At 52.2% G+C, this 17,553-nt stretch carries 26 protein-coding genes; 24 read left to right on the forward strand and 2 right to left on the reverse strand.

Going from position 1 to position 17,553, the window contains the following annotated elements:
- The first annotated feature begins 65 nt into the window (after positions 1-65).
- From OGX84_RS08170 to OGX84_RS08195, 6 genes are all read left to right on the forward strand, one after another.
- Positions 66-338: a phage holin family protein gene (locus tag OGX84_RS08170; RefSeq protein ID WP_048224292.1), complete on the forward strand. Its 273-nt coding sequence runs from the start codon at positions 66-68 to the stop codon at positions 336-338.
- Complete coding sequence (locus OGX84_RS08175) at positions 338-826, forward strand: lysozyme (RefSeq protein WP_286457701.1); 489 nt, start codon at positions 338-340, stop codon at positions 824-826. Before OGX84_RS08170 ends, OGX84_RS08175 begins: the two co-directional genes overlap by 1 nt.
- Positions 823-1,290, forward strand: coding sequence for a lysis protein (locus OGX84_RS08180; protein WP_286457777.1), 468 nt, complete (start codon positions 823-825; stop codon positions 1,288-1,290). Before OGX84_RS08175 ends, OGX84_RS08180 begins: the two co-directional genes overlap by 4 nt.
- A 115-nt stretch (positions 1,291-1,405) precedes the next feature.
- Positions 1,406-1,579, forward strand: coding sequence for a GnsA/GnsB family addiction module toxin (locus tag OGX84_RS08185; RefSeq protein ID WP_286457779.1), 174 nt, complete (start codon positions 1,406-1,408; stop codon positions 1,577-1,579).
- 156 nt (positions 1,580-1,735) lie between these two features.
- The gene (locus tag OGX84_RS08190; protein WP_286457781.1) at positions 1,736-1,900 is read left to right on the forward strand and encodes a YnfU family zinc-binding protein; all 165 of its coding nucleotides are present in this window, start codon (positions 1,736-1,738) and stop codon (positions 1,898-1,900) included.
- A 143-nt stretch (positions 1,901-2,043) separates the two neighbouring features.
- Positions 2,044-2,247 carry a hypothetical protein gene (locus tag OGX84_RS08195; RefSeq protein WP_286457783.1) on the forward strand — a complete coding sequence of 68 codons (204 nt, stop codon included), beginning with the start codon at positions 2,044-2,046 and terminating at the stop codon, positions 2,245-2,247.
- A 12-nt stretch (positions 2,248-2,259) separates the two neighbouring features.
- On the opposite strand, the gene OGX84_RS08200 is transcribed toward OGX84_RS08195, so the two are convergent.
- Complete coding sequence (locus OGX84_RS08200) at positions 2,260-2,547, reverse strand: DUF6953 family protein (RefSeq protein WP_502873614.1); 288 nt, start codon at positions 2,545-2,547, stop codon at positions 2,260-2,262.
- A complete protein-coding gene (locus OGX84_RS08205; RefSeq protein WP_234284174.1) occupies positions 2,544-2,726 on the reverse strand; it encodes a YodC family protein in 183 nt (60 codons plus the stop codon). The genes OGX84_RS08200 and OGX84_RS08205 overlap by 4 nt, the downstream gene beginning before the upstream one ends.
- A gap of 26 nt (positions 2,727-2,752) precedes the next feature.
- Here OGX84_RS08205 and OGX84_RS08210 point away from each other — a divergent pair, with 26 nt between their 5' ends.
- From OGX84_RS08210 to OGX84_RS08295, 18 genes are all read left to right on the forward strand, one after another.
- Positions 2,753-3,268 (forward strand): terminase small subunit, encoded by a 516-nt coding sequence (locus OGX84_RS08210; protein ID WP_286457786.1) that lies wholly within the window; start codon positions 2,753-2,755, stop codon positions 3,266-3,268.
- Positions 3,268-4,752, forward strand: a complete 1,485-nt coding sequence (locus OGX84_RS08215) for a terminase large subunit (protein ID WP_286457788.1) — start codon at positions 3,268-3,270, stop codon at positions 4,750-4,752. The genes OGX84_RS08210 and OGX84_RS08215 overlap by 1 nt, the downstream gene beginning before the upstream one ends.
- Before the next feature lie 3 nt (positions 4,753-4,755).
- Positions 4,756-6,159, forward strand: coding sequence for a DUF4055 domain-containing protein (locus OGX84_RS08220; RefSeq protein WP_286457789.1), 1,404 nt, complete (start codon positions 4,756-4,758; stop codon positions 6,157-6,159).
- Positions 6,146-7,258, forward strand: a complete 1,113-nt coding sequence (locus OGX84_RS08225) for a phage minor head protein (RefSeq protein WP_286457791.1) — start codon at positions 6,146-6,148, stop codon at positions 7,256-7,258. The genes OGX84_RS08220 and OGX84_RS08225 overlap by 14 nt, the downstream gene beginning before the upstream one ends.
- 104 nt (positions 7,259-7,362) lie before the next feature.
- Complete coding sequence (locus OGX84_RS08230) at positions 7,363-8,127, forward strand: DUF6651 domain-containing protein (RefSeq protein ID WP_286457793.1); 765 nt, start codon at positions 7,363-7,365, stop codon at positions 8,125-8,127.
- A gap of 90 nt (positions 8,128-8,217) precedes the next feature.
- Positions 8,218-9,354, forward strand: a complete 1,137-nt coding sequence (locus OGX84_RS08235; protein ID WP_286457795.1) for a major capsid protein — start codon at positions 8,218-8,220, stop codon at positions 9,352-9,354.
- 48 nt (positions 9,355-9,402) lie between these two features.
- Positions 9,403-9,693, forward strand: coding sequence for a hypothetical protein (locus tag OGX84_RS08240; RefSeq protein WP_286457796.1), 291 nt, complete (start codon positions 9,403-9,405; stop codon positions 9,691-9,693).
- Positions 9,694-9,696: 3 nt separating this feature from the next.
- Entirely contained in the window at positions 9,697-10,107 is a 411-nt protein-coding gene (locus tag OGX84_RS08245; RefSeq protein WP_286457798.1) for a protein singed, read from the forward strand.
- A gap of 1 nt (position 10,108) precedes the next feature.
- A complete protein-coding gene (locus tag OGX84_RS08250; RefSeq protein ID WP_286457800.1) occupies positions 10,109-10,492 on the forward strand; it encodes a glutamate 5-kinase in 384 nt (127 codons plus the stop codon).
- A gap of 1 nt (position 10,493) precedes the next feature.
- Positions 10,494-10,874, forward strand: coding sequence for an HK97 gp10 family phage protein (locus tag OGX84_RS08255; RefSeq protein WP_060816048.1), 381 nt, complete (start codon positions 10,494-10,496; stop codon positions 10,872-10,874).
- Positions 10,871-11,263, forward strand: coding sequence for a phage tail terminator-like protein (locus OGX84_RS08260; protein WP_286457801.1), 393 nt, complete (start codon positions 10,871-10,873; stop codon positions 11,261-11,263). Before OGX84_RS08255 ends, OGX84_RS08260 begins: the two co-directional genes overlap by 4 nt.
- A gap of 26 nt (positions 11,264-11,289) precedes the next feature.
- Positions 11,290-12,210, forward strand: coding sequence for a phage tail tube protein (locus OGX84_RS08265; protein WP_112002345.1), 921 nt, complete (start codon positions 11,290-11,292; stop codon positions 12,208-12,210).
- A gap of 60 nt (positions 12,211-12,270) precedes the next feature.
- Positions 12,271-12,738: a phage-derived protein YdaY family protein gene (locus tag OGX84_RS08270; RefSeq protein WP_112002346.1), complete on the forward strand. Its 468-nt coding sequence runs from the start codon at positions 12,271-12,273 to the stop codon at positions 12,736-12,738.
- 89 nt (positions 12,739-12,827) lie between these two features.
- Entirely contained in the window at positions 12,828-13,058 is a 231-nt protein-coding gene (locus tag OGX84_RS08275) for a hypothetical protein (protein WP_112002347.1), read from the forward strand.
- A 39-nt stretch (positions 13,059-13,097) separates the two neighbouring features.
- Positions 13,098-15,977 carry a phage tail length tape measure family protein gene (locus OGX84_RS08280; RefSeq protein WP_112002348.1) on the forward strand — a complete coding sequence of 960 codons (2,880 nt, stop codon included), beginning with the start codon at positions 13,098-13,100 and terminating at the stop codon, positions 15,975-15,977.
- Positions 15,977-16,441, forward strand: a complete 465-nt coding sequence (locus OGX84_RS08285) for a hypothetical protein (protein ID WP_112002349.1) — start codon at positions 15,977-15,979, stop codon at positions 16,439-16,441. Before OGX84_RS08280 ends, OGX84_RS08285 begins: the two co-directional genes overlap by 1 nt.
- Positions 16,438-16,926 carry a DUF1833 family protein gene (locus tag OGX84_RS08290; protein WP_112002350.1) on the forward strand — a complete coding sequence of 163 codons (489 nt, stop codon included), beginning with the start codon at positions 16,438-16,440 and terminating at the stop codon, positions 16,924-16,926. Before OGX84_RS08285 ends, OGX84_RS08290 begins: the two co-directional genes overlap by 4 nt.
- Positions 16,927-16,984: 58 nt before the next feature.
- Positions 16,985-17,497 carry a DUF4823 domain-containing protein gene (locus OGX84_RS08295; RefSeq protein ID WP_112002351.1) on the forward strand — a complete coding sequence of 171 codons (513 nt, stop codon included), beginning with the start codon at positions 16,985-16,987 and terminating at the stop codon, positions 17,495-17,497.
- Positions 17,498-17,553: the final 56 nt, after the last annotated feature.

The raw sequence follows: 17,553 nt of genomic DNA on the forward strand, positions 1-17,553 counted from the left end.
AAATCCAGCCCGAGGGCCTGACCCTACAACACACAGCTCCCGCATTTACCGCGAGGAGAGAGACTATGAAGATGGACGAAAGATACAGCAACGCGACATACGGCAGCGCTGGTCTTGCGGCTTTCTTTGCCAGCCTGTCATTGCAGGACTGGGGCTTCATCATTGGCGTCGCTTTCAGCATCATCCTCGGCGTCCTGACATACAGGCTCAATAAGCGTGAGCAAATGAAGCGCACGAAGATACTGCAGGACATTCTGAACAAGACTGATTCAAGCAACCCATCTGCTACAGCCAAAGTTCTCGCCGATCTCGGACAGAAAGCACCGAAGGAAATCTGATGAACAGCACCCTGCGAAATAAAATTGCTGCCTCCATCGGTGGCGGTGCGATTGCGATCGCAACAGTCATGCTGTCAGGTAAGGATGGTCTTGAAGGTCGAGAATATGTGGCCTACCGAGATGTTGTCGGAGTGCTGACTGTCTGCGATGGTAGCACCGGATCCGACATAATCCCCGGAAAGCGGTATACCGATAAGGAATGCGATGCTCTAACCCGGAAAGATTTAACGCGAATTGCCGCGCAGGTTGATCCACATATCAAAGTGCCGACTACTGAAACTCAACGAGCAGCGATTTACTCTTTCGCGTACAACGTTGGCGCTTCTGCGGCCATCAACTCAACACTGCTGAAAAAACTCAATGCCAAAGAATACGCAGCGGCATGCGAAGAATTAAAGCGTTGGGTGTATGCCGGTGGTAAGAAGTGGAAAGGCCTGATGAATCGTCGAGATGTTGAGTATGAGGTTTGTACCTGGAGCCAGAAATGAGCAGGTTAACCGCAATCATCATCGCTTTTGTCGTCTGCATCATCGTATCTCTTGGCTGGGCTGTTAACCACTACCGCGATAACGCCATCACCTACAAAGACCAGCGCGATAAAGCCACTGAGAAACTCAGCCTGGCGAACGCCACCATCAAAGACATGCAGACCCGCCAGCGTGATGTTGCTGCGCTGGATGCCAAATACACGAAGGAGTTGGCAGATGCGAAAGCTGAAAATGATGCTCTTCAGCGTAAGCTTAATAATGGTGGTCGGGTGCTCGTCAAAGGCAAGTGTCCAGTGCCAGCCTCAACCGAAGCCGCCAGCACCTCCAGCTTGGGCAATGATGCCACCGTCGAACTCTCTCCAGCTTCTGGACGCAACGTTCTCGGTATCAGAGACGGAATCATCAGAGATCAGACAGCACTGAGAACCCTTCAGGAATACATCAATACGCAGTGCCTGAGGTAGAGCTCCGGGGAAGTTTTTTACTATGTACTGAAGATAAATCACATTGTTTTAGAGTCGCTTTTGGTAATATAACCTATTATTTATAATAGATTTGTGATGCTTAAGGAGCGATAAAATGAAAAATGAACAGTTGGTCCGTAAAGCCGAGGAAGATATTTCTGCCCTCATTACGAAAAAGATTGCGGAGCTAAAAAAGAAAACAGGCAAAGAAGTATCTGAGATCGTGTTTGTTCCACGTGAGATAATGGCCGGTCTTGATGGATACGAAGTAAAAATTAAGTTGATATAAAAGCGAGTCGGCGTAGTTGTATCTTTTGCGTCCAATCAAAGGCCTGTCGACGAATGATGTATGAGATAATGTGGGGGCCTATTGCGCCGTTAAATTTTGGTCAAAAAATGTGCGCTTTATGGTACAATGAAGCCCATTCACAAAAGGCCAACCATCATGTCGTTCTTCGATTATGCAATGCAGCGTGTTGGGCTTGTAGCCAATATGACTGTCACGTGTCCAATATGCGGACATAAATCAATTCAGTCGACCACTAAAGTACGCCAGCAACAGGCGTTACTTTGTCCTGAATGTAAATCACTCTTTGTCATTCACAGATAACACACTCCAATACAGTTGATTCAGGCCCTGCATTAGCGGGGCTTTTTTATTGCCATCACCATGGGTAGGTCCATAGTAATGACAGTATCCCCTACAGCGGATAATCAACCAAATATCCCCACTAGCGGATAAAGAGGCTCTCAATGTCCGACATCTACCAAATCACGCTAACCACCCAAACAGGCGAAACCTTCACGGGCAAGATGTCACGACGTCAGCCTGAGCTGGTTAACGGCTTTGTACCGATAGCGACGGAGACGGGAGAGTGGCTTTATTTTGCTCCTGCTGATGTGAAGCGCGTGCAGTTTACGCCGCTGGTCGGGAGCGTTGAAGAAAAGGGCGAATGAACGCCCTGTGTATTAACCGCGGGCTTCTCGGCCTTCTTCATCCTCAGAGACACGGTATCGCCAGTACTTATCTGGCTTCACCCAAACGACATTTTTCCCGCTTTCAACTCTAAATTTATTGATTATTTTGGTTGATAGCGCCTGGTTGCCATCTGCATTTTCTTTGAGGTGCTGCTCGTTATGTTGTTTAACGAGATAATCCACAACATCCTGCTGATATAGACAACCATCCCTCAATAAAGCACCCATCATCCAGGATGAAACATCATCAAGAGTTAAGGTTAGTGCGTTTGGGGCTATGGCTTTGGGGTAACGCGCTCAATGGATTCCGGTTTGAAATAGCCTTGCTCAAGTTTTTTACCAGCAAACCATTGGCAAAGAAAAGAATGACCTTGAGTAGTTGAAAATGACCTGATGGTCATATCAGGTCCGCCTGATTTCAATTTAACAATGTCCCCTGTTTTGAAGTCATCGCTCATAACAATCTCCTTATTGGAAGTAAAAAATGGCACTCACCGACAAACAAGAAATGTTCTGTCGCGAGTACCTCATCGATTTAAATGCCACGCAAGCGGCTATTCGGGCGGGGTACAGCGCTAAGACAGCTAACCGCACCGCGTCCGAAAACCTGTCAAAACCTGACATCCAGTCCAGAATTGCCGAACTTAAAGCGCACCGCAATGATCTGGTTGGCATAAATGCGACATACGTCCTGAATCGTCTCGTTGAGATTGACCAGATGGATGTGCTGGACATCCTGACCTCGACCGGAGAGTTGAAGCCGGTTTCTCAGTGGACGAAGGTCTGGAGGACAACGCTATCCGGGCTGGATGTCGTCGAGATGTCAGCCGAGGGAAACACAGCTGCGCTGCTCAAGAAGATAAAGTGGCCTGACAAGGTGAAGAACCTCGAGCTGATTGGTAAGCATATCGACGTCCAGGCATTCCGCGAGCAGGTGAAAACTGAGCATGTCGTTGAATCAATTTCTGAACTGATGGATTCACTGTCTCAGGGGGCGTAATGAAACCTGAGCACCTCAAGCTGCTGTCTGACAAAGACTGGCGACTGAACAATCTCTACTGGATCACCGACAAAGAGGGAAAGCCTACGCGCTTCAGGATGACACCGGAGCAGCGTGAATACTTCGAGGGGATCCACACCCGCAACATCATTCTGAAAGCTCGCCAGCTCGGTTTCACAACTGAGGTGTGCATCATCCAGTTGGACGCGGCTCTGTTCGAGTCGGCGAAATGCGCGCTGATTGCCCACACGCTGAATGACGCAAAGCGCCTGTTCCGCGAAAAGGTGAAGTACGCATACGACAAGCTGCCGGCAGAGATAAAGGCGGCCAACCCGGCCAGCAATGACTCTTCTGGTGAGCTCGTCTTTAAGAAGGGCGGATCACTCTACGTAAGCACGTCATTCCGTGGCGGTACGCTGCGTTACCTGCACGTTTCCGAGTTCGGCAAGATATGCGCCAAGTATCCGGACAAAGCCCGTGAAATCGTCACTGGTGCGTTTGAGGCGGTATCGACTGGATGCTTCGCTACTATCGAGAGCACGGCAGAGGGCCGGGCGGGTTACTTCTTCGATTACTGCCAGACAGCAGAGAAAGCGCTGCTGCAGGGTAAAACGCTATCCGCGCTGGACTGGAAGTTTTTCTTCTTCTCCTGGTGGAAGAACCCGCAGTACGCAATCGACCCGGTTGAGCCGCTGCCGGTGCGCCTGCTTGAATACTTTGCTGAGATGGAAGCGAAGCACCGCGTAGTCGTCAATGAACGCCAGAAAGCCTGGTACTACGCGAAAGAAAAAACGCTCGGCGATGACATGAAGCGCGAATACCCGACCATTCCGGCCGAGGCGTTCCAGCAGTCTGTCGAGGGCGCGTATTACGCAAAACAGTTCCGCTGGCTCTACACCAACAAGCGGATCGGCCAATTACCGGATAACTCACACCTGCCGGTGCACACGTTCTGGGATATCGGTGTGGGTGACTCCACGGCGATATGGTTCGTTCGTGAGGTTGGCGAAGAGTTCCATATCATCGACTACTACGAAAACTCCGGCGAAGGCCTGAGGCACTACATGAAGGTGCTGAAGGATAGGGGCTATGAGTACGGCGAGCACTGGGGGCCGCACGATATCGATAACCGGGAGTTCGGCTCTGATGCGAAATCACGCCGGGAGCTGGCGCGCGAAGGGTACGAAATCGACGGTCAGAAATATTCCCTCCGCTTCAGTGTCGTCCCAAAAGAGTCAGTTGATACGGGAATAGAATCAGTCCGCGAAATCCTTCCTCAATGCGCGTTCGATGAAGAAAAATGCGCTGAGGGGATCGCCCACCTTGAGGGCTATCGCAAAGAGTGGGATGACAAACGCGGATGCTGGAAAGATAAGCCATTACACGACTTCACATCACACGGTGCTGACGGGTTCCGTTACTTTGCGGTAGCGAAGAACAACCGTCGCAAACCGACTGGCAAAATCACCCAACTTCGGATCTAAATCATGCCTGATATTTCTACACCCAACCTCGACTATAACGACATGGTTGAGGCGTGGGATATTAACGATGCTCTGATGGGCGGTACGCTTGAGATGCGTCGACAGGGCGAGGCTTATCTTCCTCGCTGGCCGCGCGAGGACAAAGAGGACTATAAGAAACGCCTGTCTGTTGCTACGCTCCTCCCTTCCTATGAAGAAAGTATCAAGCAGAATGTCGGTCGCGTATTTGCTGAGCCAACCGTGTTAAGCGAAAAAACTCCGGAAAAAATCAAAGAGTATGCCGAAAACATCGATATGGAAGGCAGTCGCCTTGATGTCTGGGCGCAGCAATTCTTTAGCCTGGCGTTTCAGTATGGGCTCGCACATGCGCTGGTGGATTACCCGCGCACCAACGCCGAAGAAATCCGCACAAAAGCTGACGAGCAGGCTGCTGGTGGTCGACCGTATGTAACGATGCTTAATCCTCGGCAGGTGATCGGCTGGAAATCAAAGGTTGTTGGTGGGAAGGTCGTTCTCACTGAACTGAGAATCAAAGAAGTCATTGTCGTGGATGGTGATGACTTCGGGCAAACCAAAGTTGAGCAGATCCGCCACATCATGCCGCGTAAAGTGGAAATCTGGCGCCGTAACAAAGGTGATGGTGGGGAGTCCACCTGGACTCTTTATGAAGAGTGGGAAACCAGCCGCGACGACATTACCCTTGTAACGCTCTACACCAAAAAAACCGGGTTTATGCGAGGTTCTCCGCCACTGCTGAATCTGGCATTGCTGAACATCAAGCACTGGCAAAGCCAGAGTGAGCAGGACAACATTCTTCATGTTGTGCGAGTGCCGCTCCTGTCTGTTTTTGGCCTGGAAGACGATCAGGAACTGGTCATTGGCTCATCCAGCGCTACTAAATTCACCGACCGCGCAAAGCAGGGTATGGAATACACCGAGCACACCGGTGCTGCCATTGAATCCGGCAAAACGTCGCTGGATGATCTGGAAAATCAGATGCGCCAGGCGGGCGCGAAACTGCTTCGCTCAGAAAACACCTCAACCAAATCGGTAGACCAGACCAACGAAGAGAGAATGCAAGAAAACTCGCCGCTGTACACGATGGCTAGTTCGCTGGAGGATGCACTTGATAACATTCTGCAAATCATGGCCGAGTGGATTGATGAATCGACTGGTGGCAATGTCGATGTCCGTACTGAGTTGGATGTATCAGCACAGACCTATGATGCGACTGGCGCGCTGGCTGTTCAGTCGCTGCGTCAGGGCGGTGATATCCGTCAGATTGATGCTGTTCGTGCACTTCAGGCGATGAAATTTATCGACCCTGACGCGAAACCTGAAGAGGTTATCGACGAGCTGAGAAACCAGCAGGTAACGTTGATGGGCGGTAACAATGGCGACGGTTAACGAGCAACTGCGTGACGAGTCCATAGCGCACGCTATCTGGATTAGTCGTTACAGTACCGGCGTTGCCAACAGGATGGTGAAGCTGCTCAACGAAAGTGATGCTGAGTTGACAGCACGCTTGCTGGTGGCGATGGATGGTATAGAGCCGAATAGCTTTACGGTCACACGTCTTGAAGCGCTGCTGGCGAGCGTGCGGGAAATTAACCGCACGGCGATAAACGGCATGTTTTCCAGCCTGTCGACCGAACTGAACGAACTGGCGCAACATGAGGCTGGGTATCAGTTGAGCCTGTTTGACGCGCTGTTGCCGGAGTTCGTGACCGACGTTCATCCGCTGGTGGGTATCTCTCCTGACGCGGTGTATGCCGCCGCGATGGCGCAACCATTCCAGGGGCGATTGCTCAGTGAGTGGGCCTCAAACCTCGAAGCGGATCGCCTCAACCGCATCAGTAACGCAGTTCGACAGGGCTTTTTGCTGGGAGATACGAACGAGCAGATAGCGCGCAAGGTCCGCGGTCACGCTAATCGCGGCTATCAGGATGGCGCGTTACAGATGAGTCGCGCCAATGCCGCCAGCATCGCGAAAACGGCAGTGGGGCACCTTGCGGCGACGGCGCGTAACAGCTTCGCTGACGCCAATAGCGACCTGATGAAGGGTAAGCAGTGGCTTTCCACTCTGGACAACCGAACGACGCAGATGTGCAGGATTCGTGACCGCCTGAAGTACACGCTGGATAACAAGCCAATCGGTCATAAGATTCCTTATTTGCAGGGACCTGGAAAAATTCATTTCTGCTGCCGTTCCACTGAAACATTCATCCTCAAATCGGCGAAAGAGTTGGGTATCGATGTTCGCGATATCCCGCCAGCGGAACGTGCCAGCATGGATGGTGTTGTGCCGGGCGATACGAACTATCAGGAATGGTTCTCGCGCCAGTCGTTTGACCGCCAGAAGCAAATCGTTGGCGAGAAGCGCGCCCGGTTGATTCGTGATGGTGGCATGTCTCCTGATGAGTTCTACACCGACAAAGGCGAGTGGCTGACGCTGGCGCAGTTGCGTGAACGTGACGCGCAGGCGTTCAGGGATGCAGGGCTTTAATCTTCAATAAATCACAACAGGCTGCCTCCGGGCGGCCTTTTTTATGGCCGCAACTCGGATGATGCGCGGTGCAACGGTCGGATGACCAAATCAAAGGTAACAACATGAAACTGAAGACAGTAGAAGTAAACGGTAAGCACTACGCAGAAGTCGATGCTAACGGCCTGCCAGTTTACGTGCATGACGACGGGAAAGAGATTGGGTTTGATGCTTCTCAGGCGATGAGCACAATTTCTGCACGCAACGCCGAAGCAAAATCTCATCGTGAAGCCAAAGAAGCGGTTGAAGCAAAACTGGCAGCTTTCTCCGGGATTGAAGACCCCAAAAAGGCGCTCGAAGCAATCGAGATGATGACCAAAATCGACCAGAAAAAACTGATCGATGCTGGTGCTGTTGATCAGGTGAAAGCCGAAATCACTAAATCATTCCAGGTGCAACTGGATGAGGCCAACAACAAAAGTAAAATGCTGGAAGGCCAACTGTACGATTCGATGATCGGCGGTAGTTTTACTGGCTCCAAATTTATCACCGATAAAATCGCCATCCCTGCCGATCTGCTTCAGGCCCGCTTCGGTCAGTCGTTTAAGGTCGAAGAGGGTAAAGTTGTCGCCTATGACGGCACCGGCAACAAAATTTATTCCCGCTCTAAACCGGGCGAACTGGCCTCATTCGATGAAGCGCTGGAGTTCCTGGTAGAGCAGTACCCGCAAAAAGACCACATCCTGAAAGCCAGTGGCAATAACGGCGGTGGTTCTCGCCCAACTCAACATCAGGCAGGCCAAAAGACGATGAAGCGCGACGCGTTTACAGGTCTTAGCCCTGTCGAGCAGCAGTCGACGCTGAAAGAAGGCATCACCATCGTCGACTAATCGCATTTGCCAGTTGCCGGATGGTGGCTGGCGCCAGAGCTGGATAGCTCACTAATCAATCCACGATAAAATCTCAAGGAACACAGAAAAATGGCTAATACCCTTACCGGGTTGATCCCGACTATCTATACAGCTCTGGATATCGTTTCCCGTGAGCAGGTGGGCTTTATCCCTGCTGTCGCGCGAAATACCAAAGCAGACGCAGCAGCGAAAGACCAGACCGTTACTGCGCCGGTTGCTCCGGTTGCTGTTACCGAAGACATCGTGCCGGGTCCGTCTGCGCCGAATACCGGCGATCAGAATATCGGCACCGTCGATGTCAAAATCACCAAATCTAAAATGGCCCCGGTCAAATGGAACGGTGAAGAGCAACTGGCTCTCGGTCCCGCTGGTACTTACAACACCATTCTTGCTGACCAGTTCACCCAGGCATTCCGCGCACTGTCAAATGAGGTCGATGCTGATCTCGGCGCACTTTACTACGGCACTTCTCGCGCCGTTGGTACTGCTGGCACAACGCCGTTTGGCGTGAAGGAGGATCTGACCGACGCAGCTAATGCGCGCAAGGTTCTGGAGGACAACGGTTCGCCAACTACCAACCTGCAAATGGTTCTCGGTTCTTCTGCAATCGCGAATCTTCGCGGGAAGCAGACGGTACTGTTCAAAGTGAATGAATCCGGCACTGAGCAACTTCTTCGTGAAGGTACGCTGGGCCGACTGGAAGGCTTCAACATTCACAACTCTGCGGGCGTTAAGCGTGCGCCAGCTGCTACCGCGACAGGATATCTGGTCAATGGCGCGAAACAGGAAGGCGATATCATCATTGCCATCGATACTGGTACGGGCGCTATCGTAGCTGGTCAGGTCGTTACTTTCGATGGCGACGATAACCAGTATGTTGTTGCGGCAGCTACTTCAACCACCATCACTCTGGCTGCGCCGGGACTGCGCCAGAACCTGGCGGACAATACCGAAATCACGGTTGTTGGCGGCTTCACCGCGAATATGGCGTTTGACCGTAACGCATTCCTGCTGGCTTCGCGTACCCCGGCAATGCCAGAGGGTGGCGATACCGCTGATGACGTGATGAATGTAACCGATCCCGTATCCGGCATCACCTTCCAGGTTGCGTTGTATCGTCAGTACCGTCAGGTGCGTTATGAAGTTGGCCTGGCGTGGGGTGTCGCTTCCGTTAAGCCTGCTCATGCGGTAATGCTGCTGGGCTAACACCATCACACACAAGGGGCTTCGGCCCCTTTTCTTTCTGGAGGGCTTATGGCCGGATTGACGAAAGAGCAGCGCGCTCAGCGAGCGGCGGAAAAACTTGCTGCTGAACTGTCGGCAAACAACAATTCTGAGCAGCAGGAGCAGCAGGAGCAGCAGGAGCAGCAGGAGCAGCAGGAGCAGCAGGAGCAGCAGGAGCAGCAGGAGCAGCAGGAGCACGGTGCTCAGTTGGTTGCTATGTTCACTGACTTCCCGGCATTCCCCGGCGCGCCCACCACCGCAGATGTGCATCCTGACGAAGTGGAAAACTGGAAGGCGGCAGGCTGGCGCATAGAGGAGTGATTCATGATCACCTACATCACTGTTGCGGATGTCGATGCGCTTCTCGGTTCAACCTGGACGGATGAAAGCAAAAAAGCCAAATCTGTGCTGATGGCTAACACCTGGATGAATGGCCTCAACCTGAAAATGCCCTGCAATAAGACCACTCACGAAGTCATCATTCCCGATGATGTGAAGCTGGCTGGGGCGTATGCGTCGCTGGCCGCAGCAAATGGCGGGCTGTATCAACAGAAAACCAGTTCTGGCGTGCTCACCAGTGAATCCGTTGATGCCGATGGCGTGAGCGTGTCGGAAAGCTACGCCGAACTGGCAACAAACAGCACATCTTTGCTGGATTCCGATCTGCAACTGGCGCTGGCGATGCTCAAGCCGTATGGCGCGAATACTTCGCAGATTCGCCTTGTCCGGGGGTGATATGGGAATTCGTGACAAGATTCAGACGAAGGTCGCAAAGGCCTTTGATACCAAACTGGCGGATGCTGTCAACGATTTCACCGGCTTATATGTCATTCAGTCTGGATGGGACCCGGTAACGGAGACTGGCGGCGAAACCACCGTGACCTACACCGGGCGTGGGGTTCTGTCGAAATACAGCCTCAATCGCATTGATGGCGTCAATATCCTGCACGGTGATCTCAAATTAGCCGCACTGACGAATGAAGTTACCGACGCGCCGAAGGTCGATCACATCATCACTGCACCAGATCTGACTACTGGCGAACAGCAGCGCTACAAGGTCATTACCGCAGGAACCGATCCGGCGAAAGCGACATATTCCATTCAGTTACGGAGGGTGTGATATGGCGAACGGGTGGAGTATCGACCCCTCTGTTTTTATGAATCAGGTTGAGGAAGACGTTGGTAAAAAATTGCGTTTTATCTCGCTTCAGTTGCTGAATGAAATTGTCTCTCGCTCTCCGGTCGATACCGGGCGTTTCCGTGCGAATAATCAGGTGAGTATCGGCTCTCCTGAATACGGCACCACCGATACAACGGATAAAAATGGATCGGCGACTTTGCAGCAAGGTAGCGCTGTTATCGCGCAGGGAAAACCTTATTCAGTCATCTACATTCAGAATAACCTCCCATACGCGGAACCTCTGGAGAATGGTCACTCGCAGCAGGCTCCGGCAGGTATCTACGCTGTCTCATTCCACGGTGTAACACAGGCCTACAAATGACCCTCACAGAAATTCGTAACGCTGTCATTGCTCGCATGACGGCGCAGACGGCTATTGCCTCTGATGCTGTGGATTATCCAAATGGGCCGATATTTGACCCGGCGGGGAAATCTATCTGGGCGCGATTGACGAATATTCCCGGACTGGCTGGCGCTAATGAAATCGGCGGTGGTCCGGTTGTTCACCGTACCGGCGTACTCATCATTCAGATATTCGTTCCGGTTGGTAGCGGCTCTCTGCTGATAAACCAGACCGCCGACAAACTACGCGAGTTATTCGAATTCCAGGATGACGGAAAACTCAGTTATTTCGCCGTATCCGCTGTTCCTGCTGGTGAAACAGATGGCTGGTCTCAGCTCAATCTACAAATTCCTTACCGCGCTCTGTAGCGCTTAACTTCGATGGAGGTGACCGCATGTCGAGCGGCGCTAAGGTACTCTCGGCCTTTATACGGGAAACTACGGTAGGTGTAACTCCGGCAGGAGCGTGGAGTCTGATAAAGCGCTCCGCGTGGGGGGTGAAACCGACCCAAAACACAAATGACAATGACGAAATCGGTGGCACCCGCATGGCGCAGGGTATGTCGATGGGCACCGTTGATGTCGGTGGCGATGTGGCGACGAAGTTTCGCTGGGGACAGCATGATGCGTTTCTGGCGTCCTGCTTCGGTGCTGACTGGGTTGGCGATAGCCTGACGATGGGTAATGAACGTATCACGTTCTCACTCGCAACGTATGCTTCCGATGTTGGTATCGCCTCTATCGTTCGCGGCGCGCAGGTAAGCGTGTTCCAGTTGGAGGTTCCTAACGACGGTGATGTTACCGCGACGATCACTTTCGCCGGGCTGGGCTGGGATTCGAAAGCTGATGACACCAGTTATATCGAAGGAACACCTGCGGATAACTCTGGCGAGCTGCGTTACTCGTTCAAAGAGGTCACGGCAATCAACCTGAACGGCATCGACGGCGGTGATGGTTTCTGTATCGACACCTTCAACATCCAGTTCGACAACAACGTTCAGACCCAGCGTTGTATCGGCACCGGCTCACCATATGCCGGGGCCAATATTCCGACTACGTTCACGCCGTCAGGTTCAATCACATTATCCTGGTCTAAAGCTGCGTGGGAGGTTTGGAGCAAAACACTGACCGGGGCGACGGTGCCGTTTAGCTTCACCCTGGCGAACGACGAAGGGCAGTACACTTTCAACTTCCCGAAAGTACAGGTCGCAGGCGACTGGCCGGATGGGGGCAATACCGACATTATCCAGGTTCAACTCGATATCACTGCGGCAGACGAGTCACCGACCATTACCCGCACAGCTGCGGGCAGTTAATTTCCCTTGCCCGTTCCGCTCTGCATGGCGGCGCGGGCTTTTTTCATGCAGGAGTTTCGAATGATTATCCTCAACCCACGAATTGATGTTGGTGGCGAGCGCTGGTTTACGCCGCTGAAAGATCTCAAACCCATTGAAGGCCTAAAGCTGCTCGTCAGCAGCATTGATAACGACCAGTATCGCTCGCGTAATGCGCTTATACGCCGCCACATTGAAAAAATGGATGCCAGTTACCAGGTGGGAACCAGCGAATTTAGCCTGTCTGCGGTCGGGGAAATTGACTCTGCCGATGATCTTCTGATCGACAACTGCGCGCGTTACCTGCTGAAAGACTGGAAGGGCGTTGGTGAGCTTGTTGAAGGCGAAGAAGTTCCGATTGAGTACACACCTGAACGCGGCGCTGCACTTCTGAAACAGGAACCAGCAATTTACTGGCAAATTCTGGCTGAAGCCGCCAGCATCGCCCAGGGCAAAGAGCAGCAGAAGCAGGAAACCGTAAAAAAGCCATCGAAGCGCAAAAGTGGCTGAGTGAATTCGGTGGGGAGCAGGGTGAAAAGGCAAAGTGGCGAAGGGAGAAATTAAAACTCCCGCCAATTCCCGAGCCTGAAATTGACGGCGTGACAGGGGAAATCCTCAACGCTTACTCCGTTATTTCCCGCTCCCGGCTGTATGCCGGGATGGCTGGTGCGCCACTGCCAATCTCACTTCATGATATTGAGCGCTTTCTTTCTGCACGTCCCGTCCTCATTGATCGCGATGAATTTGACGCGGCGATATTTGCCCTCGATGACGCATGGCGTGAGAAGTGGGCGCAGGAACAGAAAAAACACGGCAAACAGAAACAATAAGCCCGGCATGTCCGGGTATTTTTATGCCCGGAGATCGCAATGTCAGAACAGACATCCCGCCTCGCTGTCATTATTGACAGCACCGGCGCAGAAAAAAATGCTGAAAGCCTGACCAGCGCCCTTCACGGGCTTACCGAGTGGGGGCAGAAAGCAGCGGCCAGCGCCGGGAAGGTAACGAAGGCGACCGAAGAAGAATCCGCTGCTTTATCGGAACTTCTGGACCGCATTGATCCGGTTAACGCGGCTCTGAATAAACTGGATAAACAACAGCAACAACTCGCGAAATTCAAGTCGAAAGGCATGCTGGACGATGAGACTTTTGATGTCTATTCGAAAAAAATCGAAGAGGCTCGTAATCGTCTCACCGGGTTTTCAGAGCAACTGAAAAATACTGGCATGTCAGCAAAGCAAACTGCTTTTGCGATGCGCATGATCCCTGCTCAGATGACCGACATCGTCGTGGGTCTGTCTACCGGGCAAAGTCCGTTCATGGTGCTGATGCAGCAGGGCGGTCAGTTAAAAGATATGTTCGGTGGCATCGGACCTGCGATTAAAGGCGTTAGCTCCTATGTGATGGGCCTGATCAATCCTTTCACGCTGGCGGCTGCTGCGGTCGGCGTGCTGGGTGTGGCGTACTACAAAGGCACGCAGGAACAGGACGCTTTCAATAAATCACTCATCCTGACGGGTAACCAGGTAGGGAAAACATCTGGTCAACTGGCGGACATTGCCGCGCGCGCTGGTGTAGCGGCGAACTCAACCACTGGCAAAGCGGCATCGGCGCTAAACCTACTGGTGGAATCTGGAAAGGTTGCCGGTGACTCGCTTGAGCGCGTGACCACTGCCGTTGTTAAAACGAGTGAAGCCACTGGTATTGCGACCGATAAACTGGTGGACGATTTCAACAAAATTGCCGCCGATCCGGTTGCGGCAATTACCAAACTGAACGACCAGTACCACTTCCTTACGCTGGCAACTTACAACCAGATTAAGGCCCTCCAGGATGAAGGGAATCAGCAGGAAGCGGCGCGCGTTGCTACTGATGCTTACGCCACCACCATGCAGCAGCGTGCCGCAGATATTCAGGATAATCTCGGTTATCTCGAAAAGGCATGGAACGGACTCACCGGCGCAGCAAAAGGTGCATGGGATGCAATGCTGGGCGTTGGGCGCGAGCAGTCTCTTGAACAACGACTGGCTGATGCGACTAAAAAGGCAAATGATGCACGCGGCAAAGCCGTGGGTAATATTTTCGGTGTGCCAGGGTGGCAAACTGAAGCGGCAGCAGCGGCTAATTTTCTGCAAAGTGCTATCGACCTGCAAGGCGACCTTACAAAAGCTGTCGCGGCTGGCAGAGAAGAGCAGGATAAGGCAATTAAAATACAGCAGGAAGCTGATCGCGTTAACCAGCAGTTCCTGTCGAATGCTGATAAGCGAAACAAGGCGATTCAGCAGCAGAAGAAATTCCTTGATGCCGGGGCCATCAGTGCAGATCAGTACGCGAAAAATATCGCGCGCATCAATGAAATGTACAAAGACCCTAAATCGCCAACAGCACCGAAGGGAAAAGCATATAGCGAAGATGCAGCGACACGACTGCTGGATCAGATTAACCAGCAGACATCCGCTATGCAGTCCCAGCTTGACGCCAGCGATAAGCTCACCAGCGCCACCCAGGCGCGAGTGAAATTTGAACAGCAGATAGCTGACCTCAAATCGAAAACGCAGCTCACCGCCGATCAAAAATCGCTTTTGTCCCGCTCTGAAGAAATTATTCAGGCCTACAAACGACAGGAGGAGTTGCAAAACTCCGTTAAAACGCTCGACGATTACCGGAAAATGCAGGAGCAGGTTAAAGCGAAGGATGAGCAGCAGAATGATTTGCTTCGCGAACGGCTTGCGCTGCTGGAAAAAGCAAAAGCCACAGGGAAGCTGGCGCCGGGGGAATACGAGCAAACCCGATCTGATATTTACAAAAACACTCCAGCGGAGTTGCCTTCTTCAGTGAAGAGTGTGGTTGGCAACCTGTCACCGACTGGCGGCCAGTTATCCGGCACGTTCGGCGGTATGCAACAGCAGTACATTCAGCTCGATCAGGCGCAACAGCAGTTACAGACGTGGTTGCAGGCTCAGGAAGCGGCATATGCCCAGGCTGCGCAAATCACCACGGAAGGCGAAGCGCGCATGACGGCAATTCGCCAGCAGGCTGCGCAGGCCAACCAGGTAATCGAATCCCAGAAAAACGAAATCATCACCAGTGCGACGCAAACCATGATCGACAGTGGTTTGCAGATTCTGGCGACTGGTTTCGGGGAGCAATCCGGGATTTATAAAGCGGCGTTCGCTGCCAGCAAGGCATTCGCTATTGCACAGTCTCTGGTTTCGATCCAGCAGGGGATAGCAATGGCGGCGGCTAACCCGTTCCCGTACAACATCGCTGCGATGGCATCCGTTGCAGCGGCGACGGCGAGCATCGTTTCTAATATCGCAGCTGTTGCGGATGTTGGTTTTGCTGTCGGTGGTTTTACGGGCCCGGGCGGAAAATACCAGCCCGCCGGGATAGTGCATAAAGGCGAGTATGTTTTTGACCAGGCTGCAACCAACCGGATAGGCGTCTCGAACCTTGAGGCGCTGCGCAATGGTGGTTCTCTGGATGCAACGCTGAGCAAGCCCGGTTTCGGTACGGGGGCGCAGAACGTCAATAACAACAGTAATTCAACTGTATTCAGCCCCCAGATTCAGCAGGACTTCCATATTCAGCAGGGTGTAACGCCTGAGCAGATGGATATGTCTCTCGCCAACACCGCCAAAAAGGCGACGACGGACGCAGTTGATCAGGTGGCGAACCAGATTGTCCGGGGTAACGGGAAAGTGGGTAACGCAATGCGAGGAACGTACACCGGAAGGAGAACGACCTGATGGCTGAAAAATACTACCCTCACGATTATCTCCCTATGCCGCTTCAGGACGGTTATGCATTTCAGCCAGTCAGTCCGTTAAAGCGCACCGAAATGACCACCGGCCGCGCCCGTCAGCGCCGCGCGTTTATTTCGACGCCGACACAGGCAAATGTGCAGTGGTCTTTCGAAAACGATGCTCAGGCTCAGCTTTTTGAGGGCTGGTATCACGAAACCATCACTGACGGCGCCGACTGGTTTTTCATGCGACTGCAAACGCCGCTTGGCGTGGAGTTCTACAAATGCCGGTTTACGGACATCTATCAGGGGCCGACTCTTGTCGCCCCGATTTACTGGCAGTTCTCCGCGACGCTTGAGTTGTGGACTCGACCCGTCCTCGGTGATGGCTGGGCTGAGTTCCCGGATTACATCATCAACAGCAGCATCATCGATATTGCACTTAACAGGGAGTGGCCGGAAGCATGACCAGTCCGACTTTGAAACGACTGTATGCCTCTTCCGGTGAAGAGGTCATTATCAAAACTTTGCAGATCAACATCGGTGATGATGTCCTTTATCTCTGTGATGGCTACGACAACATAACAGCGACGACGGAAACTGGTGAAGAGGTCACATTCATCGCCAGCGCCATCGATGTTGCACTACCGGCGCGGAACAGTGACGGCACTCAGGATTTGCAGTTTGCTGTCTCAAACATCAACGGTGAAGCATCCACATCCGTGCGTAGCGCGCTGGAAAATCTGCGTGGCGCCACGGTGACCTACCGACAATATACCTCTGACGATTTAGCCGCGCCCGCAGACCGCCCTTATACCCTGACGGTTAAAAATGGGTACTGGACTGCAACGCAGGCGCAGATTATCGCTGGATACATGAATGTGCTGGATACTGGATGGCCCCGCTATAGCTACACACTCCCGTTCTATCCGGGCTTGCGTTACATGAGTTAATGTTCAGCCATAAATTACTTGATAAGATAAGGTTCTTCTTATTGACAGGGATAGAAAAGTGAAACGATTTTTGCTGGTTTCTGCCGTAATTTTACTGGCCGGATGTTCGGCTAAATACAATACGAACAATATTCAGAGCAACACTGAGCAGTTAGTCAAAGATGCTCCAGTTGCTATTGCTATGCCATCTGATGGGGTATATGAAACCCGCACATATGCTGGCTCTGGAAATTCGACAGCGACTGCATTAAAAGCTGCTTTTTTGCGACATTCAGATAACGTAGCGATTTACGCTGATTGTGAAGATGTTACTTGTCTGAAAAATAATCATACAATCCATCATGGATACTACGTTGTTCCTCAGATATTGCATTGGGAGGACAGGGCTACTGAGTGGTCAGGAATTCCAGATAAAATTGAAGTGAAAATTACAATTTATAATGCAGAATCCAACAATCGGATTGCCTCAACGATTATTAGCGGGAAAAGTAAGTGGGCAACATTTGGTGGTGATCATCCGCAAGACTTGTTGCCAGAGCCAGTAAACTCGTACATCTCCAGCCTGTATTGAACCGTCAGTAAACTACATTTCAAACCCCGTATAAACGGGGTTTTTTATTGCCTGAA

The organism is Citrobacter sp. CK202, assembly GCF_030333225.1.
Taxonomy (GTDB): Bacteria; Pseudomonadota; Gammaproteobacteria; order Enterobacterales; family Enterobacteriaceae; genus Citrobacter_B; species Citrobacter_B koseri.